The organism is Streptomyces panacea (genome assembly GCF_040560175.1).
Taxonomy (GTDB): Bacteria; Actinomycetota; Actinomycetes; order Streptomycetales; family Streptomycetaceae; genus Streptomyces; species Streptomyces panacea.
In genome coordinates this window covers 45,081-70,053 of the sequence record NZ_JARJHW010000001.1, presented here as the reverse complement: position 1 = coordinate 70,053, position 24,973 = coordinate 45,081, and the positions used below count along the sequence as shown (strand labels likewise).

General features: G+C 71.6%; 17 protein-coding genes and 1 pseudogene. 4 read left to right on the top strand and 14 right to left on the bottom strand.

All coding sequences use genetic code 11. The annotated features are described in order from the left end of the window. Positions 1-47 precede the first annotated feature (47 nt). Genes P3L51_RS00295 through P3L51_RS00275 form a run of 5 tightly spaced genes read right to left on the bottom strand, consistent with a single transcriptional unit; the run spans position 48 to position 5,872 of the window. On the bottom strand, positions 48-929 hold the full coding sequence (locus tag P3L51_RS00295) for a sugar phosphate isomerase/epimerase family protein (protein ID WP_354602919.1): 882 nt from the start codon (positions 927-929) through the stop codon (positions 48-50). Next, on the bottom strand, positions 926-2,146 hold the full coding sequence (locus P3L51_RS00290; RefSeq protein WP_354602918.1) for an ABC transporter substrate-binding protein: 1,221 nt from the start codon (positions 2,144-2,146) through the stop codon (positions 926-928). The genes P3L51_RS00295 and P3L51_RS00290 overlap by 4 nt, the downstream gene beginning before the upstream one ends. Then, positions 2,143-3,282 carry an ABC transporter permease gene (locus tag P3L51_RS00285; RefSeq protein ID WP_354602917.1) on the bottom strand — a complete coding sequence of 380 codons (1,140 nt, stop codon included), beginning with the start codon at positions 3,280-3,282 and terminating at the stop codon, positions 2,143-2,145. Before P3L51_RS00285 ends, P3L51_RS00290 begins: the two co-directional genes overlap by 4 nt. Continuing rightward, complete coding sequence (locus P3L51_RS00280) at positions 3,279-4,283, bottom strand: ABC transporter permease (RefSeq protein WP_354603000.1); 1,005 nt, start codon at positions 4,281-4,283, stop codon at positions 3,279-3,281. The genes P3L51_RS00285 and P3L51_RS00280 overlap by 4 nt, the downstream gene beginning before the upstream one ends. 53 nt (positions 4,284-4,336) lie before the next feature. Continuing rightward, positions 4,337-5,872, bottom strand: a complete 1,536-nt coding sequence (locus tag P3L51_RS00275; RefSeq protein WP_354602916.1) for a sugar ABC transporter ATP-binding protein — start codon at positions 5,870-5,872, stop codon at positions 4,337-4,339. A 174-nt stretch (positions 5,873-6,046) separates the two neighbouring features. On the opposite strand from P3L51_RS00275, the gene P3L51_RS00270 reads away from it, so the two are divergent. Continuing rightward, a complete protein-coding gene (locus P3L51_RS00270) occupies positions 6,047-7,252 on the top strand; it encodes an ROK family transcriptional regulator (RefSeq protein ID WP_354602915.1) in 1,206 nt (401 codons plus the stop codon). A gap of 343 nt (positions 7,253-7,595) precedes the next feature. Next, positions 7,596-9,596: an N-acetylmuramoyl-L-alanine amidase gene (locus P3L51_RS00265; RefSeq protein WP_354602914.1), complete on the top strand. Its 2,001-nt coding sequence runs from the start codon at positions 7,596-7,598 to the stop codon at positions 9,594-9,596. A gap of 135 nt (positions 9,597-9,731) precedes the next feature. Here the strand turns inward: P3L51_RS00265 and P3L51_RS00260 are convergent, their stop codons facing one another. From P3L51_RS00260 to P3L51_RS00245, 4 genes are all read right to left on the bottom strand, one after another. Further along, on the bottom strand, positions 9,732-10,847 hold the full coding sequence (locus tag P3L51_RS00260) for a baeRF3 domain-containing protein (RefSeq protein ID WP_354602913.1): 1,116 nt from the start codon (positions 10,845-10,847) through the stop codon (positions 9,732-9,734). A gap of 202 nt (positions 10,848-11,049) precedes the next feature. Beyond that, the gene (locus P3L51_RS00255) at positions 11,050-13,380 is read right to left on the bottom strand and encodes a glycoside hydrolase family 95 protein (RefSeq protein ID WP_354602999.1); all 2,331 of its coding nucleotides are present in this window, start codon (positions 13,378-13,380) and stop codon (positions 11,050-11,052) included. A gap of 192 nt (positions 13,381-13,572) precedes the next feature. Then, positions 13,573-14,073: a hypothetical protein gene (locus tag P3L51_RS00250; protein WP_189105770.1), complete on the bottom strand. Its 501-nt coding sequence runs from the start codon at positions 14,071-14,073 to the stop codon at positions 13,573-13,575. Positions 14,074-14,150: 77 nt separating this feature from the next. After that, positions 14,151-14,393, bottom strand: coding sequence for a DUF397 domain-containing protein (locus P3L51_RS00245; protein ID WP_023543626.1), 243 nt, complete (start codon positions 14,391-14,393; stop codon positions 14,151-14,153). Positions 14,394-14,844: 451 nt separating this feature from the next. On the opposite strand from P3L51_RS00245, the gene paaK reads away from it, so the two are divergent. Continuing rightward, positions 14,845-16,131: a phenylacetate--CoA ligase PaaK gene (paaK, locus tag P3L51_RS00240; protein ID WP_354602912.1), complete on the top strand. Its 1,287-nt coding sequence runs from the start codon at positions 14,845-14,847 to the stop codon at positions 16,129-16,131. A gap of 157 nt (positions 16,132-16,288) precedes the next feature. Here paaK and P3L51_RS00235 read toward each other — a convergent pair whose 3' ends face one another. Both P3L51_RS00235 and P3L51_RS00230 read right to left on the bottom strand, forming a co-directional pair. Next, on the bottom strand, positions 16,289-18,523 hold the full coding sequence (locus P3L51_RS00235; protein WP_354602911.1) for an MMPL family transporter: 2,235 nt from the start codon (positions 18,521-18,523) through the stop codon (positions 16,289-16,291). Positions 18,524-18,852: 329 nt separating this feature from the next. Beyond that, positions 18,853-19,959 (bottom strand): calcium:cation antiporter, encoded by a 1,107-nt coding sequence (locus tag P3L51_RS00230; protein ID WP_354602910.1) that lies wholly within the window; start codon positions 19,957-19,959, stop codon positions 18,853-18,855. A gap of 133 nt (positions 19,960-20,092) precedes the next feature. Here P3L51_RS00230 and P3L51_RS00225 point away from each other — a divergent pair, with 133 nt between their 5' ends. Further along, on the top strand, positions 20,093-21,967 hold the full coding sequence (locus P3L51_RS00225) for a serine hydrolase domain-containing protein (protein ID WP_354602909.1): 1,875 nt from the start codon (positions 20,093-20,095) through the stop codon (positions 21,965-21,967). Between the two features lies 1 nt (position 21,968). Here P3L51_RS00225 and P3L51_RS00220 read toward each other — a convergent pair. From P3L51_RS00220 to P3L51_RS00210, 3 genes and pseudogenes are all read right to left on the bottom strand, one after another. Further along, a pseudogene (locus P3L51_RS00220) lies at positions 21,969-22,228 on the bottom strand (MFS transporter); the annotation flags it as partial. 94 nt (positions 22,229-22,322) lie between these two features. Further along, positions 22,323-23,900, bottom strand: a complete 1,578-nt coding sequence (locus tag P3L51_RS00215) for a phytoene desaturase family protein (RefSeq protein ID WP_354602908.1) — start codon at positions 23,898-23,900, stop codon at positions 22,323-22,325. A 71-nt stretch (positions 23,901-23,971) separates the two neighbouring features. Continuing rightward, positions 23,972-24,694: a TauD/TfdA dioxygenase family protein gene (locus tag P3L51_RS00210; RefSeq protein WP_354602907.1), complete on the bottom strand. Its 723-nt coding sequence runs from the start codon at positions 24,692-24,694 to the stop codon at positions 23,972-23,974. Positions 24,695-24,973 lie beyond the last annotated feature (279 nt).

The following is a 24,973-nucleotide window of genomic DNA, read 5'->3' as shown; positions in this document are numbered from 1 at the left end:
TGGGATCGGTCGGGTGGTTCCGGTGCTTGTCGGGTGGCTCCGGGGCGTCAGCGAATACCGGCGAGGACCCGGCGCAGGAACGCCAGCCCGTCGGTGGCCAGCGCGTCCTGGCTGGGTGCCAGGGGGCGCCAGACGGAGGCGGCGACCGCGATCGCGTCGTTGTGCGCGGTGAAGGACTCGATGCACAGGGGTCCCCGGTAGCCGCTGTCCGCGAGCGCGGTCAGGAAACCGGGCCAGTCGAGGTGGTCGGCGCCGGGCGCGCCGCGGTCGTTGGCGCACACCTGGACATGGGCGATACGGCTGCCCGCCTCGCGTACGGCGCCGGGCAGGCCGTGCTCCTCGATGTTCTGGTGGTAGACGTCGAGCGCGATGCCGATGCCCGCCGGGTCCAGGCCGTCCATGGCTTCGAGGCACTGGGCGACGGTGTTGAGCAGACTCGTCTCGTACCTGTTCAGCGGCTCGACGGCGATCGTCACCCCCGCCGCCCGCGCGTGGCTGACGACGGGCGCGATGTGCTCACGCCACTCGGCCCACGCCGCCGCCCGCCCGGTGTCCGACATGCGCCAGCGGCGCCCGACGGCCGTGTAGACCGGACCGGCCACGACGGACGCCCCGATCGCGTGGGCCGCGTCGACGCAGCGCCGCAGATAGTCCTGGGTGGCACGCACGGTCGCCCGGTCGGTGTCCACCAGATCGCGGCCGGGCGGCATGACGGCGACGACGGCGGCCGGGGCGAGACCGGTGGCCTCCAGCAGTTTCGACGCGGCGGCGGGCTCCCAGTCGCCGGCCTGTTCCAGCGGGAGTTCGACGCAGTCGAAGCCCCAGGCGGCCAGCCGCGGCAGCGTCCGGGCCAGGGCCGGACCGTCGACCGGTGAGTGCCAGATCCACGGGTTGGCGCCGAGCGCGAACGGCGTTGCCGGTGTGCTCACTTGCCGCCCCAGTCCTTCGGGAAGCCGGGCATCGACTCACAGCCGCACATCGCGTAGTGCAGCGGCGGCATACCGGGCTTGAGGTAGTCGCCGAGGTTCTCCTGGGTGATGGTGGGCTGCGGGAGCTTCCACTCCTTGGGCACGTCCTCGCCCTTGAGGATGTCCAGCGCGGCGATGACGGGCGTACGCCACTGGAACGTCGGGTACGCGGGGGCGATCGCCGTCAGGTCCTTGTCCTGCCACGCCTGGAGGAAGTCCTGCTGGTCCTCGCCCGTGATGGGCGGTACGTCCTTGCCCGCGTCCTCGAACGCCTCGACGGCGGCGACGGCCGTGGCGCCCGAGTCCATCCACACCCCGTCGATGTCACCGTGCCGGGTGAGCGCGTCGGTGACGATCGACTTGGCCTTGGCCGGGTCGCCGTCCGTGAACTTCACGTCCACGACGTCCAGTTCACTCTTGTCGAAGGCGACCTTCGCGGCCGACCAGCGGGTCTCCAGGACGTCCACGCCGGGCGAGATGCGCAGCGCGAGGATCTTGCCCTTCGGCTTGACCTTCTCGACGAGGAAGTCGGCCGCCACCGCGCCGTACGCGTAGCCGCCGATCGGGTTGACGAAGGTCACGGCGCAGTCGGTCTCGACGCCCCGGTCGAAGACGATGACGGGCACCTTGCCGCAGGCCTGCTTCACGGCGGGGGTGAGGGTGGCCGTCGTGTTCGGCGAGACGATCAGCGCGTCGCAGCCGCGGGCGGAGAGTTCCTGGATGTCGGAGATCTGCTTGTCGTCCTTGCCCTGGGCGTCCAGGACGGTGAACTTGGTGATCTCCTGGTGGAGCTTCACCTCGGCGCGCATGTTCTTCAGCCCCACCTGGCGCCAGGGATTGAACACGCCCGCGTTGGAGAAGCAGAGTTCGATGCCGCTCGGGTCGGCCATCTTGTACCGGGAGGTGTCGGTCATCTCCGGGTTGAGCATCTGCTCCCACGGCTTGCCGTCCGGGCCTGCGGGTTTCTCGTCCGCGAGGGCCAACTGGCGGTCGTATTCGGCCTGTTCGAAGAAGCTGGACTGCTTGCCGGTGCCCGAGTCCGCCGTGCTCCCGCCGCCTGACGCGGCCGGAGGCGACTCGGCCGGCGCGTCGCTCGTGCAGGAGGTGACGAGTACGGCGCCGAGGAGCGCGGCGCCCGCGGCGAGCGCCCGTCCGCGGACGGTACGGATGAGGGTCATGAGGGTGTTCCTCCCGAGGGATGCGTACCGGTGGGGGGCGTGGGGCGGGGCGGCGTAGGGCCCGGTGTCGCCGGCCCGGGTGGACCGGCGCCGGGTGGACCGCCGCCCGATGGCGTACGGCGGTTGCGCAGCCGGGACCAGTCGGCGGCTCCGAGGCCGACGGCGGCGATGACGATGACACCTTGGACGGTGGACTCCAGGGCTCCCGGGACCCCTTGGAGGTTGAGCAGCGTGAACAGTGCCTGGAGCGAGAAGGCACCGGCCATGGCGGCGACCACCGAGCCCCGCCCGCCGCCGAGGACCACACCGCCGAGGACGACGGCGGTGATGGCCTCGAACTCGTAGCCCCTGCCCGCCTGCGCGGAGACTCCGGAGAAGCCGCCGACGAGGACGGCGGCGAGCGCGGCCGCCGCGCCGGAGAGGATGAAGGCGACGGTCCGCACCCGGATCACCCGCACGCCGGACAGCGCGGCGGCGCGGTCGCTGTCACCGGTGGCGACGAGCGTCCGTCCGAAGTCGGAGCGCGTCACCAGGACGGCGACGGTCCCGGCCACCAGACAGGCGACGACCGCCCAGGGCAGCCAGCCGAAGGCGGTGCCCCGGCCCAACTGGCGGAAGGCGGTGGGCAGTACGCCCTGCGGCGAGCCGCCGGTCCAGAAGAAGACGGCGCCTTCGAGGATGAGCATCATGCCGAGGGTGGTGATGAACGACGGCACCCGCAGGACGGTGGTGATCAGCCCGCTGACCAGTCCGGCCAGGCCGCCGGCGACGAGCAGGACGGCGGTGACCACCAGCCAGTGGGCGTCGGGGAAGGAGCCGTACAGCTCGGCCGCGACGACCACGCCCGCGGTGACGATCGCGCCGACGGAGAGATCGAACTCGCCGCAGACGATGACCAGATACTGCCCGGCGGCCAGGATCACCAGCGGCGCCGCGCGCTTGACGAAGGAGAGGAAGCTGTCGGGTTCGTAGAAGCCGGGGTCGGTGATCAGGAGGGCGAGGAGCAGCACGGCGAGCAGTACGTAGACGGGGATGCCGGTGCCGAGCGCGCGGACGATCCGCTTGCCGGGGGCGGCCTTCGGGGCTCGCCCCGTCCGGGGCTCGGCCGTGGTTCCGGTCTCGGTCGGGGCGCTCATCCGGTCCGCCCTTCCGTCAGGGCCTTCGGTGCCTTCGGGGTCCGTCGGGGCCGGGCGTAGACGGCGACGGCGGCGATGATGACGACGCCGCGTACGACGTTCTTGAAGAACGGGTCGACCGAGAGCTGGTTGAACACGCTGTCGAGGACGGCGAGGACGAATACGCCGCCGAGGGTGCCCGCCACTCCCCCGCGACCGCCCGCGAGCGCCGTGCCGCCGAGGACCACGGCGGCGATCGACTCCAGGTCGTAGCGCGCCTCGGTGCCCGCCCACGGTGCGCCCGCGCCCAGTCGCGCCGCGAGGAAGAGGGCGGCGGCGCCGACGCACAGCGAGCACAGGACGTGTGCGATCACGACGGTGCGCCCGGTCCGTACGCCGGAGAGCCGGGCGGCGTGTTCGTCCCCGCCGGTGGCGTACATGTGGTGGCCGAGGCGGGTGCGGCGGGTGATGAGCCACATCAGGGCGGCCACGGCGATGAGCAGGAGGACCGAGACGGGGACGGGGCCGATACGGTCGTAGCCGAGGCGCTGGAAGGAGACGGGCACCTCGCCGGCGGGTCCGGTGTAGTTGTCCTCGATCCAGCCGCGCAGGATGAACGCCATGCCGAGGGTCGCGATGAACGCGTTGACCCCCAGCCCGGTGACGATCAGCCCGTTGACGAGTCCGACGGCGACGGACAGCGCGAGAACGGCGACCACGGCGGTGACGACGCCGCCGTTCGCCATGGTCTCGGCGGCGACGAGCGTGCCGAGGCTGATGAGGTAGGCGACGGAGAGGTCGAGGGAGCCGGTGAGGATCACGGCGGACTGGCCGACGGCGACCAGGCCGAGCGCGACGCAGTTCTGGAGGATCGCGACCGCGTTGGAGGTGGTGAGGAAGTTCCCGCCCTGGGCGGCGACGGCGATCCAGCCGAGGACGGTCACGGCGAGTGCGGCGAGCCAGACGCCGACGACGGGGTCGACGGACGGGCGGACGGAGCGGAGCGCCCTGCCCCTGGACAACGATGTCGGCTTCGGTGGGGGGCCGGACGGGGCGGGAACGGACGGGGCGGTGGTCACGCGGCACCTTCCCGCGGGGTCCTGGCGGCGACGGGGGTGTCCGCTTCCGTGTCGGCGCCGTGGTCCGACGGCCCGGTCGTGGCGAGGCGCATGATGCTCTCCTCCGTCGCCCCGGCGGGCAGTTCACCCGCGAGGCGCCCGTCGGACATCACCAGGATCCGGTCGCTCATCCCGATCAGCTCCGGCAGCTCGGAGGAGATGATCAGCACGGCGAGTCCCTCGCGCGCGAGTTCGCGTACGAGGGTGTGGATGGCCGCCTTGGCCCCGACGTCGACGCCCCGCGTGGGCTCGTCGAAGAGCAGCACCCGGGGGCCGGCCGCCAGCCACTTGGCGATGACGACCTTCTGCTGGTTGCCGCCGGACAGGTACTGGGCCTGCTGGTCCTCGCCGCGCGACTGGAGCCGTACGCGCGCGAGGAGCGCGGTGACCTCGCGTCCCGCCGGGGGTCTGCCCCGTACCGCGACGGCGCGGGTGACCAGCAGCGCGTTGTCCCGTACCGACTGGCGCAGGGCCAGTCCCTCGGTCTTGCGGTCCTCGGTGACCAGGGCGATGCCCGCGCGGATGGCCGCGCGCGGCTTCGAGGGCCGCAGCGGCTTCCCGCCGACCGTCATCGTGCCGGTGGTGAAGGGCGCTGCGCCGAACAGGGCGCGGGCCAGTGACGTACGCCCCGCCCCCTGGAGGCCCGCGACGCCGACGACCTCGCCGGCGCGCAGTGTCAGATCGATGTCCCTGACGCGGGAGTTGCCGCCGCCGGTGACGGTGAGCGTCACGTCGCCGATCTCGTCGGGACGGGCGCGCGGCGGGTAGTACGCGGTCAGGTCGCGGCCGACCATCGCGCGGACGATGTCGTCCCGGGTGGTGTCGGCGGTGCGCACGGTGGTGACATGGCGGCCGTCCTTGAGGACGGTGACGCGCCGCGAGAGGTCGAAGACCTCCCCCAACCGGTGCGAGATGTAGAGGATGCCGAGGCCGCGGGCGGTCAGCCGGCGTACGAGGGCCGACAGCAGCGCGACCTCGTGGCCGGCGAGCGGCGCGGTTGGCTCGTCCATGACAAGCACACGCACGTCGGACGCGAGCGCCTTCACGATCTCGACGGTCTGCTGTCTGGCGACGGACAGGTCCCGGACGAGCGTGCGCGGGGTGATGCCCGTCTCGTCGATCTCGGCGAGGAGTTCGGCCGTACGCCGTTCCATGGCGGCGCGGTCGACAAGGCCGTAGCGGGTCGGCTCCCGGCCGAGGAAGACGTTCTCGGCGACGGTGCGGTGGGCCAGCAGCGCGAACTCCTGGTGGATGATGCCGATCCCGGCGGCCTGCGCCTGACCCGGGTGGCTGAAGGTGTGCGCCGTTCCGTCGAGCGTGATCGTGCCGGTGTCGGGGGCGTGTTCGCCGGCCAGGACCTTCATCAGGGTGGATTTCCCCGCGCCGTTCTCGCCCACCAGGGCGTGGACTTCGCCGGGTTGAAGATCGAGTCCCACGTCATGGAGCACACGCACCCCGAGAAAGCTCTTGGACACGCCCTGCATCGTCAGCATCCCCTGGCTCCTCGATGGCTCCTCGGTCGCGGTCTGCTGTGCAATGTCGTGACTGGCCTTTGACCTGTCAAGGGTCCAAGCACCGTTCATTTCAGCGGAGTTGGTGGAGACTTTGGTCGATGGACGAATCAACCGTGTCTTGTGAGCAGCGAAAGTCGTCCCTAAGGTGATGCCATGCCCGCGCCGCCGGATCACAGCAGTTACGCCGTCTCCCACACACCGGGCGAGGTACTCACGCTGATCAGTTCCGGAGCCGCGGCGACGCGCGCGGATCTCTCCCGGATGACCGGTCTCGCGCGCTCCACGGTCTCCCAGCGCGTGGACGCGCTCATCGCGCACGGCTTCGTCGACGAGTCTGGGCCGGAGGCCGGCGGCTCGACGGGCGGCAGGCCGCCGCGCAGGCTCCGGCTCCGTACCCGCGAGCACGCGGTGGCGGGCGTGGACCTCGGCGCCTCGCACTGCCGGGTGGCGCTGATGGACATCGGCGGTACGACCCTGGCCACGCAGGAGGATCCGCTGTCGATCGGGGACGGGCCCGATTCCGTACTGCGCCATGTGGAACGCACGCTGCACACCCTGCTGGAGAAGTCGGAGCGCGACCCGCGCACCCTGCGGTCCATCGGGGTGGGGGTCCCCGGGCCGGTCGAGTTCTCCACGGGGCGTCCCGTCGATCCGCCGATCATGCCCGGCTGGCACCAGTATCCGATCCCCGAGTTCTTCGCCTCGCGCTTCGGCGCGCGGGCGCTCGTCGACAACGACGTGAATGTGATGGCCCTGGCCGAACAGCGGCGGGAGTTCCCCGACACCCGCTTCCTGCTCTACATCAAGGTGGGTACGGGCATCGGCTGCGGCATCGTCGCCGACGGCAGGCTGCACCGGGGCGCGCAGGGCAGCGCGGGCGACATCGGGCACATCAAGGTCAGCGAGCAGGAGGACGCCTGCCGGTGCGGGAACTTCGGCTGTCTGGAAGCGGTGGCGGGCGGCGCCGCCATCGCGGCGAAGCTGGCGGGCCTCGGGCTCGACGCCACGTCGGGCAGTGATGTCGTACGGCTGGTGAAGTCCGGCAACAGGGACGCCCTGCGCATGGTGCGCGAGGCGGGCCGCGCGGTCGGCGAGGTGCTGGCGGGGCTGGTGAACTTCTTCAACCCCGACACGGTGGTGCTCGGCGGCGCGCTGGCGGCCGTGCACGACCAGTTGCTCGCGGGCGTCCGGGAGGCGGTGTACCGGCGGTCGCATCCGCTGGCCACGCATGTGCTGCGGATCGAGCCGAGCCGTACGGGTGAGAACGCGGCGGCGTTCGGGGCGGGGATCCTCGCGATCGAGCACGCCCTGTCGCCGACGCAGGTGGACCGGCAGCTGGCGCGCGGCATCACCGCATGACCGGGCCGTGATTCACCGGTCGACACCGGCATGGGAACCCGCCCGACGGGTCGTCATGTTCAAGAAACGTCAAGGTCGGTCCAACATCGTTCCAGGTCGGTCGAGTCCGCTCATTGGTTCACACCACTGACGCGTCGCAGGCCCGTGGCCTGTCGCCCCCGAAAGTCCCCGACACGCCCGCTGACGTGCGAAATCCTTGCAGCCACGCCTGATTGACGGATCGCCTCCGAGCCGATACCCCTGTACCCCTGCCCTGTACTCCGCGCGCCGCACCCCGTACGACCTCTCACGTGCCGGGTACGGCCCCGCGGGCGCTTCGCGCACCACGTCACTGGAGGCCGCATTGCAAGGTTCCGCCCCCACACCCGTCAGAACCGTCCGCAGGCGTGCGGCGCGCACGGCGGGCGCCGTCGCCTCGGCCGCCCTGCTGCTGCCCCTGGTGTCGGCCTCTCCCTCCGCCACCGCCGAACACCCCACCGCCGGCTCCCTCCAGGGCCACTTCGCCGCGGCGGCGGCCCGGTACGACGTACCGCGGAGCGTCCTGCTCGGCGTCTCGTACCTCCAGTCGCGGTGGGACACCCACAGCGGCGCCCCCAGCGTGACCGGCGGCTACGGCCCCATGCACCTCACCGACGCCAGGACCGCGATCGCCGAGGCACCCCACCACTCGCACGGCGCGGAGGACGCCCGCGGCGACACGTCCCGCCCGGTGAGAACGGGCGCACCGGACGCCGTCCGCGAGGCCGTCGTGCCCGAGAACTCCCCACTGCCCGCGCGGCTGCGCACCGTCGACCGCGCCGCGAAGCTCACCGGCCAGTCCGCCGAGCGGCTCAGGCAGGACCCGGCCGCCAACATCCGCGGCGGCGCGGCGCTGCTGGCCGACGCCCAGCGCGCGCTCGGCAAACCGCTGAGCGCCGACCCGGCCGACTGGTACGCGGCCGTCGCCCGCTTCTCCGGCGCCGACGACTCCGCCACCGCCGCGACGTACGCGAACGACGTCTACGCGGTGATCAGGGACGGCCAGCGGCGTACGACCGACAGCGGGCAGCGGGTGGCGCTGCCGGCCACGCCGGGTGTCGCCCCCGACACCTCGCAGGTGTCGAAGCTCGGGCTGCGGAAGGCCGACGCCGGGAAGACCGAGTGCCCGCGCACCGTGGCCTGCGAGTGGATCCCCGCGCCGTACGAGGAGTTCGGCGAGGGCGACTACGGCAACCACGACAAGGCGGAGCGTCCCAAGGCCGGGTCCCCGTCCATCAACTCGATCGTCATCCATGACACCGAGGCGACCTGGGACACCACGCTCCAGCTGGTCCAGGACCCGACGTACGTCTCCTGGCACTACTCGCTGCGCTCGTCCGACGGGCACATCGCGCAGCACGTCCCGCTGAAGGACGTCGGCTGGCACGCGGGCAACTGGTACGTCAACTCCACCTCGGTGGGCCTGGAGCACGAGGGTTTCCTCGTCTCCCCCGACGCCTGGTACACCGAGGCGATGTACCGGACGTCGTCACGGCTGGTGCGTTACCTCGCCGACCGTTACGACATCCCGCTGGACCGGCAGCACATCATCGGCCACGACAACGTGCCCGGCACGACCGCGTCGACCATCGCCGGGATGCACACCGACCCGGGCCCCTACTGGGACTGGGCGCACTACTTCGAGCTGCTGGGCAAGCCGTTCAAGGCGGACGGCGGGCGTGACGCGGGCGCGGTGACGATCCGTCCCGACTACGCGTCGAACCAGCCGCTCTACACGGGCTGTGTGACGGCCGGTCAGGCGTGCGCCCCGCACGGCTCGGGAGCGGTCCGGCTGCACACCGCGCCGGACGCGGCGTCGCCGCTGGTCAAGGACATCGGTCTGCGGCCCGGCGGCGGGGACTCCACGACCGGCGTCAACGACCTGGGCGCACGCGCCTCGACGGGCCAGCAGTTCGCCGTCGCCGGGCGCGAGGGCGACTGGACGGCGATCTGGTACCTCGGCCAGAAGGCCTGGTTCCACAATCCGACTACGGCGCCCACGGCCGTGAACGCGCGGGAGCGGGTCCTCACGCCGAAGGCCGGTCTCGCGGAGGTGCCGGTGTACGGCAGGGCCTACCCGGAGGCGTCGGCGTACCCGGCCGACATCCCGGTGCAGGCGATCTCGCCGTTCCCGTACAAGCTGCTCGCCGGCCAGAAGTACGTGGTCGGTGACCGGGTGCCCGGCGCGTACTACTTCGCGCCGACCTTCGACACCACCGGGCACCGTGTGGTGAGCGGTGAGGAGCGGTACTACGAGATCCAGTTCGGGCACCGGGTCGCCTATGTGAAGGTGTCCGACGTCCGGGTCCTGCCCTCGGGCCGCTGAGCCGCGGCCCTCGTAGGGCGACGGGCGCCACCGGCCTGTGGGGGGCCGGTGGCGCCTCGCTCTTGTCCTTGACGGGCGTCCGGCTCCCCACGGGCCGGTGGCACCCGTACTCGTTCTCCCGCGCGCGGGAGCGGGTCAGTAGCGCAGCGCCGCCGCGATCCGGTGGTGCCCGGCGAGTACGTCGTCGTCCAGGAACACGACCTGCGCGCCGCCGTCCAGTGCCGTCTCGACCAGTTCGTCGACGATGTCGTCCTGCACCTCACGGCCGAGGGCCGCACCGTCCTCGCCGTCGACCGGGACCAGATGTCCTTCGCTGACCCTGGCGGACCGCTGGAAGTGCTCCTCCACCGCCACCAGGCCGGCGCGCCTCTCCCGTACCGCCTCCCACACCTCGTCCAGCCCGGCCGCGAAGGTATGCCTGCCCCTGGCGTCGTCCAGCCGGACCAGGACCTCCCGCTCCTCGTTCCGCGCGTACGCCTCGACGACGGGCCGGACCGCCCTGCCCAGCACATGGGCCGGGCCGTCGGTCAGACCGCCCTTGGCCAGCCGGCCCGCGGCGGACCTCGCCGTGCTGCCCGCGTCCTCCAGCAGGGCGAGCGCGGGGGCGACGCCGACCAGATGGAACGGGCGCGGGCGCGACGCCAGCACGGCCGTGAAGGCGTCGTCCACCGACCGCAGGAACTTACGGGTCTCCTCGTCCATGAAGGTGCTCGGCGTGTCGCCGATCCGCTCCTCGCGCTCGACGTCCCACGTCTCCTCGGGAGGCGTCATGGGGAAGCCGTCGGCGCGGTGCTCGTGCAGGGAGTCGCCGACGCCGTTCCACAGCGTCGCGCGGTCGGCGGCCACGCTCAGCACCCAGTAGCGGTGCAGCTGGGCGGTGGCGGCGACCAGGTTCCGGGTGAGATAGGTGTCGCTGACGACGACCGACTCGGGCGTCTCGCGGGGCAGGTACCAGACCTGGTGTTCCTGGGCGTCGGCGAGGATCAGCAGCCCGTCGAGCTTGTGGCGCAGATCCACCTCGGCCACCGCCCGGTCGAGCTGCACCCTGACCGCTTGCCGTGTCGCCTTGGGCACGTCCGGGTCGGCCTCCATGCGGTGCGCGGCCTCGGAGAGGACGTTGCGCAGGCGCACCGGGTCCTGGTCGTTCAGCGGCTCGTGCCGATGGGTGGGCATTGTCAGGGACACCGCCGGGTACGACCTCGGCTGCCGCAGTTTCCGCAGGACCTCGGGCGTCAGATCGTTACTGTCCATGCTGCCCCTTCGCTCGGCGGAGGTCCCACACCGGCGAGCGGCCGGCTGGAGTGCCCCGGACCTTGTTCCATCTTGCGGGACGTCGCCGACATCCGCAGGGGCGCGGAGCCGTCGGTACGGGGCGGGGCCCCGTACCGCGAGACGGCGGGGCCCCGCCCGGCTGCCGCCGCTGGCCGGACGAGGCCCCTCGTACCGCGTGCCGTCAGTGCCGGCCGCGGCCCGCTGTGAATTCGTAGACCTGGCCCGCCGTGGCACGGAACTTCTTCTCGCCGCGGGGCAGCAGGGTGCTGCGCAGGGTCAGCTCACCGGTACGGCTCGCCGTGAGGACGATCCGGCTCGCCTTCCCCGCCGCCCAGGTGATGTCCAGGGTGGCGCCGCCGCGTGCCCGCAGCCCGGAGACGGAGCCGTCGGGCCAGGACGCGGGCAGGGCCGGCAGGACCTCGATGGGGCCGTGCTGGCTCTGGAGCAGCATCTCGGCGACACCGGAGGAGGCGCCGAAGTTGCCGTCGATCTGGAACGGCGGGTGGGTGTCCCAGAGGTTCGGCAGCGTGGAGCTCTTGAGCTGCTCGGTGAGCATCTTGTGCGCGTGGTCGCCGTCCCGCAGCCGCGCCCAGAAGTTGATCTTCCATGCCTTGCTCCAGCCCGTGCCGCCGTCACCGCGCGCGGTGAGGGAGACCTTGGCGGCGTCGGCCCATTCGGTTCCGACCTCGATCTGCCGGCCGGGGTGCAGGCCGAAGAGGTGCGAGACGTGCCGGTGGTCGTTGTTCGGGTCGTCCAGGTCCTCCTTCCACTCCTGGAGCTGTCCCCACGAGCCGATACGCAGTCCGGGGTCGAGCTGGCGCAATGCCAGCCGGAGCCGCCTGCGGAACCGGGGGTCGTCGCCGAGGGTCTCCGCGGCCTCCAGCGTGTTGGTGAACAGGTCGTGCACGATCTGCTGCGACATCGCCGCGCCGGCCGTGAAGTCGCCGTTCTCGGGCGAGTAGCTGGGGGTGACGACGAGCTTCCCGTCGCGGGGATCGACCCGCAGGAAGCCGAGCCAGAACTCGGCGGTCTCCTTCATCACGGGGTAGGCGGTGGAGCGCAGATAGTCCGTAGAGGCGTTGAAGCGGTAGTGGTCGTACATCTGCTGGGTGAGCCAGGCGCCGGCTTCCGGGAACCAGAACGACTGCGGGTACTGGTGCAGGCCCGTGAAGCCGTACGGGTTGGTCTCGTTGTTCACCACCCAGCCGGCCGTCTCGAAGATCTCCCGGGCGGTGGTGCGGCCCGGTTCGCGCATCGAGTCGACGTACCTGTCGTACGGCACGGTGGTCTCGGCCAGGTTGGTGACCTCGGCGAGCCAGTAGTTCATCTGGAGGTTGATGTTGACGTGGTAGTCCGCGTCCCAGGGCGGGTTGGTGACGTTGTTCCACACGCCCTGGAGGTTCGCGGGCAGCGAGCCGGACCGCGACGAGGCGATGAGCAGATACCGGCCGTACTGGAAGTACAGCGCTTCGAGCGCCTTGTCGGCGGCGCCCGTGCCACCGGTGTACCGGGTGAGGAGCTGGTCGGTCGGCAGGTCCGGCAGCTGCTGGCCGATGTCGAGCGACACCCGGTCGAACAGCCCCTGGTAGTCGTCGACATGCTCGGTGCGCAGGTCGTCGTAGGAGCGGCCGGCCGCCCGGTCGACGGCGTCGGTGACCGCGCCGTGAGGGTCGTCGGTGCGGTAGTCGGGGTAGGTGTCGGCGTAGTCGGTGCCGGCCGCGAGGACGAACCAGGCGCTGTCGGCGCCGCTGACGGTGAGGGTGCCGTTCCCGGCGGTGACGCTGCCGCCCTGGGTACGCACGCGGATCTGGCCCTCGAAGAGCAGCCCGTTGTTCTGGAGCTTGCCCTTGATCGTGAGCCGGTCGCCGCTCGCGGTGGCCGTGAAGTCGTTGCGGGGAGAGGTGTAGCGGAGGGTGAAGCCGATCTTGCCCGGCTGGTCGGCGGCGAACCGGCCGGCGATGACCTCGCCGGGGTGGGAGGCGAAGAACTCCCGTGTGTACGTGGCGCCTTGGTGGGCGTACGAGACCGTGGCGAGGGCGGTACCGATGTCCAGGGCGCGGCGGTAGGAGGAGTCGGGGGCACCGGGCGCTCCGGGGACGTCGATCAGCAGGTCGCCGAAGACGTTGTAGGAGCCGAAGCTGTGCTTGGGCTGGCCCAGCTCGGCCGCGACGGCCTCCGGGGTCATGGACCCTTCGGCGTCGATACGGTCCTGGATCCCGCGCAGCACACCGGGTCTCGGGCTGGTCCAGTTGCCGTGGTCGTAGCCGGGGGCGCCGGGGCCGCCCGTCCACAGGGTCTTCTCGTTGAGGACCAGTCGCTCGGAGGCGAGGGTTCCGTAGATGCAGGCGCCGAGCGCGCCGCTGCCGATGGGGAGGCTCTCGCGCTCCCAGCTGGCGGCGGGCTTCGCGTACCAGAGCGTCAATTCATCGGAGGGGTCGGCGGCTGCGGCCCTACCGGCCAGAGCAGGAACACCCAGCGCGAGAGCACTGGTTACGCCGAGGGCGGACTTCATCGTGGTTCTGCGGGTGATGCCCTGAGTCATGCGGCAGACGTTAAAAGTCCGATGACTGAATTGGCAAGGCAGATGACAAAACCTCGCGGCAGTCAATTTTCCTGCCGCGAGGCGGGGGGTGCGGGAGCGTGTTCCGGTCTGCCGGGGTCTCGCCCGGTATCGCATCGGGGGCGGTTCTCGGCCCCGTGCCGCTCAGCCCTGCTGGAAGAGCTCCGCGGGCAGCGGCTTCAGCAGCGCGTAGAGATCGTCGGTGATCGGCCGGTCCCAGCTGGCGATGGTGACGAGGACGTTGTCGCTGCGGTCGAACTGCACGCAGGCGATACGGCTTTCGGAGAGCTTCAGCCGGCGCACGATGAGCAGGTTGTCGCCCTGCATCACCGGCACGTCCTCCGTGCTGACGACGTCGACCTGCTCCTCGTTCTCCAGGGCGATCAGCAGCTGCGCGACCTCGAAGGGGATCTGGCCGTCCTCCAGCTCGCGGGCCGGTGATCCCTCGGGCAGATTGCCGATGATCATCGCCGGGCCGCGTCCGCCGAACAGGTCGTACCGCAGGAAGACACCCTGACAGCTGCCGTCGGGGGCGGGCAGCAGGCCGGCGCCCAGATTCCCGGGCCAGTCACCCGGGTCCATGGCCAGGACGTCGAAGTCCGGGCCCGCTGGTGTGGCGGCGCTGCGGCGGCGGAGGAAGGACATGCGGCCATGGTACGTCTCCGCGGGACCCCGGCGACCCGGGACCCTGGGGCTCGCCGGGGGTGGGACGCGGGGTGCGGTCAGGTGAGGTCGAACTCCCCGTCGCGGGCGTTGAGTACGAAGGCCCGCCACTCGGCGGGGCTGAAGATCAGTGAGGGATTCTCCGGCTTGCCGCCGTTGCGCATCGCGATGAACCCTTCGACGAAGGCGATCTGGACGTCTCCCGTGCCCTGGCTGCTGGAACGCCAGTCAGCCTTGCTCAGGTCCAGCTCCGGCTTGTCCCAGCCCGCCAACGGCTGCTGGGTGGTGGTGCTCTCAGCCACGTCCCGCTCCTCCCGGTTCGTCGTCCGGGGCCAGACTATCGATCGTTCCCGGTCCCGGACAGGCCGCTGCACCGGCCGTCCCCAACGCCCTTGCGGTGAGGCCCAGTTGAGACCGGGACGGCTGCCGGACGCGCGTTCGACCGCGCTCAACGCGGCCGGGCGCGCGAGCCGTTCCCGCGCCCCGGGAGGACGCCTCGGGCACCTGACCGGACCTCTTGCGCCGGGTGGCGGTGGGCGGAGGCCCGCATCGGGCCGCCCGGCGGACGGATGACCGGTTCCCCGGTTTCGGATCCGGGTACGGGACACGTCCGGAGCCTTGACGCCCGTCCGGAGGGCTGGATTACTGGGCGAGAAGAAGATCAACCGAATGATCGGTCGTCCGAAATGCTCGACGGATCGACGGTCGGCCGGTCGGTCGGTCGGTCGGTACGGAAGAGTCGGAGAGTCAGCCATGACGGTTCAGCTGGACGCCGGGGAACTGCTCGGCCGGGACGAGCTGGAAGGGCTGCAGCTCACGAGGCTGCGGGCGACGCTGCGGCACGCGTACGAGAACGTGCCGTTCTACCGTGAGTCGTTCGACGCCGCCGGGCTGCGGCCCGACGACTGCCGCTCGCTCGCCGATCTCGCCCGCTTCCCCTTCACCGCCAAGACCGATCTGCGGGACAACTATCCCTTCGGGATGTTCGCCGTCGACCAGGCGGACGTCCGCCGTATCCACGCGTCCAGCGGCACCACGGGCCGCCCCACCGTGGTCGGCTACACGCGAGGGGATCTGGACAACTGGGCCGACGTGGTGGCCCGCTCCATCCGGGCGGCCGGCGGCCGGCCCGGCCACAAGGTCCATGTGGCCTACGGATACGGCCTGTTCACCGGCGGTCTGGGCGCCCACTACGGAGCCGAGCGGCTCGGCTGCACCGTCATCCCGGCGTCCGGCGGCATGACCGCGCGGCAGATCCAGCTGATCACCGACTTCCGGCCCGAGGTCATCATGGTGACGCCCTCGTACATGCTGACGCTGCTGGACGAGTTCGAACGCCAGGGCGTCGATCCCCGGGCGACCTCCCTGAAGGTCGGCATCTTCGGGGCCGAGCCGTGGACGCAGGAGATGCGGCGGGAGATCGAGGAGCGGTTCGCCATCGACGCCGTGGACATATACGGGCTCTCCGAGGTGATGGGCCCCGGTGTGGCGCAGGAGTGCGTCGAGACGAAGGACGGGCTGCACATCTGGGAGGACCACTTCTATCCGGAGGTCGTCGACCCGTTCACCGGTGAGGTGCTGCCGGAGGGCGAGGAGGGCGAGCTGGTCTTCACCTCCCTCACCAAGGAGGCGATGCCGGTGATCCGTTACCGCACGCGCGACCTGACGCGGCTGCTGCCGGGCACGGCGCGGGTGTTCCGGCGGATGGAGAAGGTCACCGGGCGCAGCGACGACATGGTGATCCTGCGCGGGGTGAATCTGTTCCCGACGCAGATCGAGGAGATCGTGCTGCGTACGGCGGGCGTCGCCCCGCACTTCCAGCTGCGGCTCACCCGCGACGGCCGGATGGACGCCCTGACGGTACGGGCGGAGGCACGGGCGGGGGCGACGCCGGAGCAGCGCACGGCCGCCGCGCGGACGATCGCGACGGCGGTGAAGGACGGGATCGGGGTCTCGGTGGCGGTCGAGGTGGTGGATCCGGAGACGCTGGAGCGCTCGGTGGGCAAGATCAAGCGGATCGTGGACCTCAGGACGCCGTGAGCGGCCCGGCGGCGTTCGGGCGGCGTTCGGTTCGCCGCCGCGAACGTGAGCGCACCGTACGGCCGTTGAGCCGCGCACTGGCCCTCGACGCCTCGACAAACGCCTCGATCGCCGGCCGGGCTCCGAGAGCCCGGCCGGCGATCGAGGAGACGTCAGGTCAGACTCGCGCCATTCCCCTGTTCCAGTCCGAATCGTTGTCCGGCCCCGGGCGCTGCGACTCACGCTCCAGCTTCTTCCGCAGCTGGTCGCCCTCCACGTCCACGTTCGGCAGGATCCGGTCCAGCCAGCGCGGCAGCCACCACGCCTTGTCACCGAGCAGCGCGAGCACCGCCGGCACGATGGCCATCCGGACCACGAAGGCGTCGAAGAAGACCGCGACCGCCAGCGAGAAGCCGATCAGCTTGATCATGGACTCGCTGGAGCCGGCGAAGCCCGCGAAGACCGCCATCATGATCACCGCGGCGGCGGTGACGACGCGCGCCCCGTGCCGGAAGCCGGTCGTGATCGCCTGCTTCGGCTGCTCCCCGTGGACGTACGCCTCACGCATCCGGGTGACCAGGAAGACCTCGTAGTCCATGGCGAGACCGAAGACCGTACCCACCATGAAGATCGGCACCATCGACATGACCGGACCGGTCTGCTCGATACCGAAGAAGTCCGAGAGCCAGCCCCACTGGAAGACCGCGACCACGGCGCCGAGCGCGGCGAGGACCGAGAGCAGGAAGCCGAGGGCCGCCTTGAGCGGTACGAGGATCGACCGGAAGATCAGCATCAGGAGCAGGAACGCCAGGCCCACGACGACCGCCAGGTAGGGCAGCAGCGCGTCGTTCATCTTCTCGGAGAAGTCGGTGTTCAGCGCGGTGGCGCCGGTGACCAGGACCTTCACCCCGCTCTGCGAGGCGACCTCACCGCCCGCGTCGCGGACGGCGTGGACCAGGTCCTCCGTCTCGACCGACGAGGGACGGTCCTTCGGGACCGCCGTGATCATCGCGGTGTCACCGGCCTCGTTGAACGTGGCGGGGGTGACGGCGACGACGTCCTTCACGTCCTTGATCGCGCCGGAGACCTGATCGACCGTCCGCTTGGCGTCGGCGTCGCCCTTGACGTCCACGACGACCACCAGCGGGCCGTTGAAGCCGGGCCCGAAGGCGTCGGAGAGCAGGTCGTACGCCTTGCGCTGGGTGGTGCTGGTCGGCTGCGAGCCGTTGTCGGGCAGACCCATCTCCAGCGAGGCTGCCGGGACCGCGGCGACACCGAGGCCGACGACTCCCACCAGGACCACGGCGGCGGGGCGGCGCAGGACGAAGTTGGCCCAGCGGGTGCCCATGTTGGGCTTGCCGTGGGAGGACGCGGCCTGTTCGCGTTCCTGCCTCTTGCGCGCCTTCCTGCCCAGCACGCGCTTGCCGGCGAATCCCAGCACGGCCGGGACGAGCGTCAGGGCGACGAGGACGGCGATGACGACCGTGCCGGCCGCCGCGAGACCCATCTTGGTGAGCATCGGGATGTTGACGACGGCGAGACCGACGAGCGCGATGACGACGGTGAGGCCCGCGAAGAACACGGCGGATCCGGCGGTACCGGCCGCCCGTCCGGCGGCGTCCTCGGGTTCATGCCCCTCGGCCAGCTCCGCGCGGTAACGGGAGACGATGAACAGCGCGTAGTCGATGCCGACGGCGAGACCGATCATCATCGCGAGAACGCTGGTGGTGGAGTCGAAATCCATCACGCCGGCGAGCGCGGTGATGACCGAGACACTGATGCCGACGCCGACGAGGGCGGTGATCAGCGGCAGTCCCGCCGCGATCAGCGAACCGAAGGTGATGACGAGCACGACCGCCGCCACGGCGACGCCGATGGACTCGGTGGCTCCGGCGGCGGGGATGGCCTGGAGCGCGTCGCCACCGATCTCGACCGTCAGGCCGGACTTACGGGCGTCGGCCCCGATGTCCTCCAGCGAGGTGCGTGTGTCGTCGGTCAGCTCAAGCGTGGTGACCTTGTACGAGACCGCGACGTAGGCCGTCGAGCCGTCCTGGGAGACGGCGTTGGCCGTGTACGGGTCGGTGACCTGCCCGATCTGGTCCGAACCGGCAGGCAGGTCCTTGACGACCTTCTCGACCGCGGCCTTGTTCTCGGGCGCGGTCATCTTCTCGCCGTCCGGCGCCTTGAAGACGACCCGGGCGACCGCACCGTCGACGCTGCTGCCGGGGAAGCGCTCGTCGATCAGGTCGAAGGCCTTCTGCGCCTCCGTCCCCGGAATGGCGAAGCTGGACGCCGCGGTGGGCGCGGACGCGGCGCCGACGCCGGACAGGGCCAGCACCGCCACCCACATGAGCACGACATAGATCCGGCGCCGGAACGCCAACCGTCCGAGTTTGTAGAGAAACGTGGCCACGAGGTGTACTCCCGGTCTGGGGGGGATCAGGACATGGGGAAGGGGCTCGGCATGTTCCCGCGCCGTGCCATGGGGTGAGATCGGCCCTCAGTCGGACGGGCCTTCCGGTCGGACACTCTCTGTGCCACGGGTTATGAAGTTACGCACCGTCCGACGGCTGCGCACTGGGCGTATGACCCAGGTCTGGGGTGTTGCTGGGTACACCCCTACCAGGGTCCAACTGCCGTCGTGAACTAGGGGTGGGCGGGCGATGGCCCCGGCAACTGCCCTGACCTGTAAGGAAGTCGGCCGGCGGCGGCGACACGCACGGGTGAACGGGGCGGTCGGGTTTACGGGCTGACGGCGAGGAAGACGAACGCCGCGAAGATCGCCATGTGGACGCCGCCCTGGAGCAGGGTCGCCCGTCCCGGCACGACCGTGAGCGCGCCCACGACGACGGTGAGCGCGAGCAGCACCATATGGGTGGCGCTCAGGCCGAGGACGAGCGGCCCGTCCAGCCAGATGGTGGCGAGCGCGATGGCGGGGATCGTCAGGCCGATGCTGGCCATGGCCGAGCCGAGCGCGAGGTTGAGGCTGGTCTGCACCCGCTCGCGGCGCGCCGCCCGGACGGCCGCCAGGGTCTCCGGCGCCAGGACGAGCAGGGCGATGATCACACCCACCACGGCGTGCGGCATCCCGGCCGACTCCACGCCCGACTCGATGGTGGGCGAGACCGCTTTCGCGTCGCCGACGACGGCGACCAGCGCCACGACGAGCATCACCGCGCTCAGCGTCGTCGCGCGACGGGTGGGCAGCGGCGCGTGCTCGTCCACCTCCTTGATCTCACCCTCCTGGGTGAGGGGCAGGAAGTAGTCGCGGTGACGGACCGTCTGCATGGCGACGAACAGCCCGTACAGACCGAGGGAGGCGATCGCGGCGAACGTGAGCTGGTCCGTGGAGAACTGGGCTCCCGGTTTGCTCGTGGTGAAGGTCGGAAAGACCAGGCTGAGCGTGGCGAGCGTCGCGACCGTGGCCAGCGCGCCGCCGGAGCCCTCGGCGTTGAAGACGGTGACCCGGCTGCGGAGGGCGCCGACGATCAGGGAGATGCCGATGATGCCGTTGCACGTGATCATGACGGCGGCGAAGACGGTGTCCCTGGCGAGGGTGGAGCTCTTGGCGCCGCCGTCGACCATCAGGGTGACGATGAGCGCGACCTCGATGACGGTGACGGCGACGGCGAGCACGAGTGAGCCGAACGGCTCGCCGACCCGGTGCGCGACGACCTCGGCGTGGTGCACGGCGGCGAGTACGGCGCCCGCGAGGAGCAGGGCCACCAGGGCGACCGCGTAGCCCGGCAGGTCGCGGCCCCAGCTGAGCACCAGCGCCACCAGGGCGAGCAGCGGTACGACCACGGTCCACCGGGACCACAGCGAACGGATCCCGGTACGCGTCGTCATACGCCTCACGCTGCCAGAGGTGCCAGGTGCCCGCGCGGTGAGCGGCCCCGTCGTGGGCCGTACGAAGCGGGGCCCGTACCAGTAACCTCGGGCGGCGGATGGTTTCGGACGGAGCGTCAGAGGGGTGTGCCGGATGAGCGGGGACGCGGCGGGCGGCGGGATCAGCCGGCGGAGGCTGGGCGGGGGCGTACTGGCGCTGGGCGGTGCGCTCGCGCTGGCGCCGATCCCGTTCGCCGACGCGGCCACCGCCATAGGGGCGGGCGCGGGGTCGTCCGGCCCCGCGGGCTCGGGTTCGTCCGGCCGCTCCGGTACCGGCTCCGGTGCCGGACGGCCGTCGCCGACGCTGCGGCGCGGCTCCCCCGCGCGCGCCGGGCTGCTGCCGGGCCCGCTGGAGCGACTGGTCACCGACGCCGAACGGTTCCTGGCGCCCGCACCGAAGCACCCCTGGTACGCGGGCGCCGTCCTGCTCGCCGGGCGCGGCGGCACGGTCGCGCTGCACCGCGCCATCGGCAAGGCCGTGCGCTACTCGGCGTACGACGAGGCGACCGACACCGGTGTCGAGTTCCCGGCCGGCCGGCAGATCGCGATGGCCGAGGACACCGTCTTCGACCTGGCGTCCGTCTCCAAACTCTTCACCTCGATCCTTGCCGTGCAGCAGATCGAGCGCGGGGCGCTGGTCCTGGAGGAGCGCGTCGCCTCGTACCTCCCCGACTTCAGCGGCGCGGGCAAGCAGGACGTCACGGTCCGCCAGTTGCTGACGCACACCTCTGGCTTCGCCGCCTGGATCCCGCTCTATCGGGAGCCGACACGGGAGGGGAAGCTCCGGAAGCTGTGGGACGAGGCGCCCACGAGCCCGCCGGGCGGCGTCTACCGGTACTCCGACCTCAATCTGATCTCCCTTCAGCTCGTCCTGGAGAAGATCACCGGGCGCGCCCTGGACGTGCTGCTGCGTGAGGAGATCACCGCTCCCCTCGGCATGCACCGCACCCGCTTCAACCCGCCCGCGTCCTGGCGGCCGAAGATCGCGGCCACGGAGGACTCGCGGCAGCCGTGGTCGGGGCTCGACCGAGGTCTCGTGTGGGGCGAGGTGCACGACGAGAACGCGTTCGGCTTCGACGGCGTCGCCGGTCACGCCGGCGTCTTCTCGTGCGCGTGGGACCTGGCGGTCCTGGGCCGTACGCTCCTCAACGGCGGGACGTACGGCCGGGCGAGGATCCTGCGCCCGGCGTCGGTGGAGCTGATGTTCACCGACTTCAACACGGACTTCCCCGGTGACGAGCACGGTCTGGGCTTCGAGCTCTACCAGCACTGGTACATGGGGGCCATGGCCACGCCGCGTACGGCTGGGCACACCGGCTTCACCGGGACCAGTCTCGTCCTCGATCCGACGACCGACTCGTTCCTCGTGGTGCTGGGCAACTCCGTTCATCCGGTGCGCGGTTGGCGGTCGGGCAGCGCTCCACGGGTCGCCGCCGCCGACCAGGTGGCGCGCGCCGTGCCCGTCGCACCCGGAAGGGGCCGGACCGCCTGGTTCTCGGGCATGGCCGCCGGCACCACCGCCACGCTCACGCTGCCCGCGCTGCGCGTCGCCACCGGGGAGGGCCGGGTGCGGTGCTCCCTGTGGTGGGACACGGAGCCCGTCACCGATGTCCTGGTCCTGGAGGCGTCCGACGGCTCCGGCACCGGCACCGGCACCGGCACCGAGTGGCTGCCGGTGCCGTTCACGACCACGCCCTCCGGTCAGGAGGCCGGCACGGCGCGTCCGACGGGCGCGGTCTCGGGCTGGTCGGGGCGTGTCTGGCACCGGCTCCACGCCGACCTCGCCGACTGGCGCGGGCGACGCGTGCGGCTGCGCTGGCGGTACGTGACCGGCGGACCGTACGTCGGCCGTGGCGCCTATGTGGACGGACTGCGGGTCGAGGACGGCGGTCGTACGGTGTTCGACGACTCGCGGCACGGGGACGCGGCCCGCGTCGAGTTGGACGGCTGGAGCGTGTCGGCGAACTGATCGTCGTGCCGAGCCGGCCCTCGCCGAAGAACCAGGCGGTGACGTGGAGCAGCAGCCCCACGAGGATGTACGTCCCCGCGATCACCGGTCCGCGGCCCACCGTGTCGAACAGCCGGTCGAGCCGCTGGACACGTCGAAGAACTTCACCAGAACGGCGCCGAAGCCGAAGGTGATCGCGTTGTGCAGGAACGCCTGCCCGGTGAAGGGGGAGAAACCGAGCACCGCGCGTTCGGGGTAGACGCGGAACGGCGTCTTCGCGATCCCGGCGACCATCTTCTCCGCGCCGACGTCGACGCCCACGGCGGCGCTGCCGCCGACTGCGCGCACCCGGAGCCCGAAGGGGACAAACGAGATATCAGCCGTTCGACTCAAGCACCGCCATCGCCGCGTTGTGGCCGGGTACACCGCTGACTCCGCCGCCTCGTACAGCGCCCGCGCCGCACAGCAGCACGTTCGCGTGCGCCGTCTCGACGCCCCAGCGGCCCGTGTCGGCCGTGGCGTACGGGAAGGCGAGGTCGCGGTGGAAGATGTGGCCGCCGGGCAGCCGCAGTTCACGTTCGAGGTCCAGGGGCGTCTTCGCCTCGATACAGGGCCGCCCCTCGCCGTCGACCGCCAGACAGTCGGCGATCGGCTCGGCCAGGTGGGCGTCGAGCTGGTCCAGGGTCGCCTTGAGCAGCTCGTCGCGTACGGCGTCGTTGTCCGCGGCGAACAGCCGCGCGGGCGTGTGCAGTCCGAAGAGAGTGAGGGTCTGATAGCCCCGCGCGGCCAGCTCCGGCGACAGGATCGACGGGTCGGTCAGCGAGTGGCAGTAGATCTCGGAGGGCGGCGCCGACGGCAGCCGGCCACCGGCCGCCTCCTCGTACGCCGTCGCCAACTGCCCGTAGCCCTCCGCGATGTGGAACGTCCCGGCGAACGCGTCGCGCGGGTCGACGCTCCGGTCGCGCAGCCGCGGCAGCCGGCGCAGCAGCATGTTGACCTTCAGCTGGGCCCCCTCCGCGGCCGACGCGGGCGGCGCGTCGCCGAGCAGGGCGGCGAGCGCCTGCGGGGAGGCGTTGACCAGGACGTGGCGCGCGGCGACGCTCCCGGTGTCGCCCGCCTCCGTACGGAAGGTGACCTCGGCGCGGCTGCCGTCCGTCTCGACGCGGGTCGCCTCGTGGCCGGTGACGATCTCCGCGCCCGCCGCGCGTGCCGCGCCGGCGAGGGCGTCGGTGAGCGCGCCCATGCCGCCGACGGGCACGTCCCAGTCACCGGTGCCGCCGCCCACCACGTGGTAGAGGAAGCAGCGGTTCTGTAGGAGGGAGGGGTCGTGGGCGTCGGCGAAGGTGCCGATCAGCGCGTCGGTGAGGACGACACCGCGTACGAGGTCGTCGGCGAACCGGTCCTCGATCGCGACGCCGATCGGTTCCTCGAAGAGCATGCGCCAGGCGGCCTCGTCGTCGATCCGGGCGCGCAACTCGGCGCGCTCGGGCAGCGGTTCGGTGAGGGTCGGGAAGACGCGTTCGGCGACCCGGAGGGTCGAGGCGTAGAACGACTGCCAGGCCGCGTACTCGGCGTCGCCCCCGGTCAGGGCGGTGAACGACTCCCTCGTACGGTCGGCGCCGCCGCCCACGAGGAGTCCGGTCGCCCTGCCGCCGCGCTCGGCGGGTGTGTACGAGGAGACGGTCCGCTTCCGTACGGCGAACCGCAGCCCCAGCTCGTCCACGATCTTGTGCGGCAGCAGCGACACCAGGTACGAGTAGCGCGAGAGCCGCGCGTCGACACCGGCGAAGGGGCGGGTGGAGACGGCGGCTCCGCCGGTGTGTCCGAGGCGTTCCAGGACGAGGACGGTGCGCCCGGCCCTGGCGAGATAGGCGGCGGCGACCAGTCCGTTGTGGCCGCCGCCGACGATCACGGCGTCGTAGGAGGCGAGGGCGGGAGAGGTGGGTGCGGGCATGGCTCTTGGTAACACGTTTGCCGCCCGGACGGGACCCCGCCCTCAGGGGCGCCCCGTCGGTGGGGGCTTGGTCAGGGCTCCGACGGCCTGTCGCCGGTGCGGGCGAGCGCCGTGTTGTACTCCGTGTCGTCACCGGTGACCGCGCGGCTGGTCGCGCCCGACACGGACCTCGGCGCGTCGCCCACGAGGGTGATCCGCTGGACGCGGCGCGGCAGGTCGCCGTAGTCGGCGACCGCGTAGTGCTGCGTGGCGCGGTTGTCCCAGAACACCACGTCGCCCTCCCGCCAGTTCCAGCGGACCGAGTTCTCCAGGCGGGTGACATGGCGCTGGAGGATGCCGAGCAGGTCGCGGGAGTCCTCGGCGTTCCAGCCGACGAAGCGGCGTACGAAACCGCCGAGGGTCAGCGAGCGCTCACCCGTCTCCGGATGGACGCGGACGACCGGGTGCTCGGTGACGTACTCGGTGGAGGTCAAGACCTCGCGCTGCGCGCGTGCGGCGTTGGCGCGCTCCCGCCCGGCGGCGTCGCGCGCCGCCGCCGCCGCCCTCACCGTGACCGCCGGGTCCATGTGCCGGGTCCCCGCCCGGCCGGACGGAGCGGCGATGTTCTGCGTACGGGTGGAGGAAACCCTTGCGCGGGTGGCGCCGTCCCCCACGCGGGCCGTGCCGTACGCGGGCCGGTCGGCCGCCGGTGGACGGCGTCGACCACGACCGCCCCGGCCGCCCCTGCCGGGACCTGACGGACGCCGCTCGCGGAGCAACCCGAGCGCGATCGGCTCGGCCGTGTACCGCGCCACGGAGGCCGCGCTGAGCCCCGTACCACGCCCGAGCGCGCCACGGGCGACGCGTCCCCCACGGGACACGGTCCGGGCACGGCACCGGTGCCGCCGACGCCTGTCTCCACGAGGGGGCCGGCCGGCTCACTCGGAGCGACGGGCGGGGGCTGCCGGACACGTTCGGCCATGCGGGTGATCGTCGCAAGCGGGCGGTGAGGGGTCAACGGCCAGGGGTTACACGCGTATGGCAGTCGTGCGAAGCCCGCCCGGCCCGATCGGCGGGCTAGGTCGTGTCTTCAA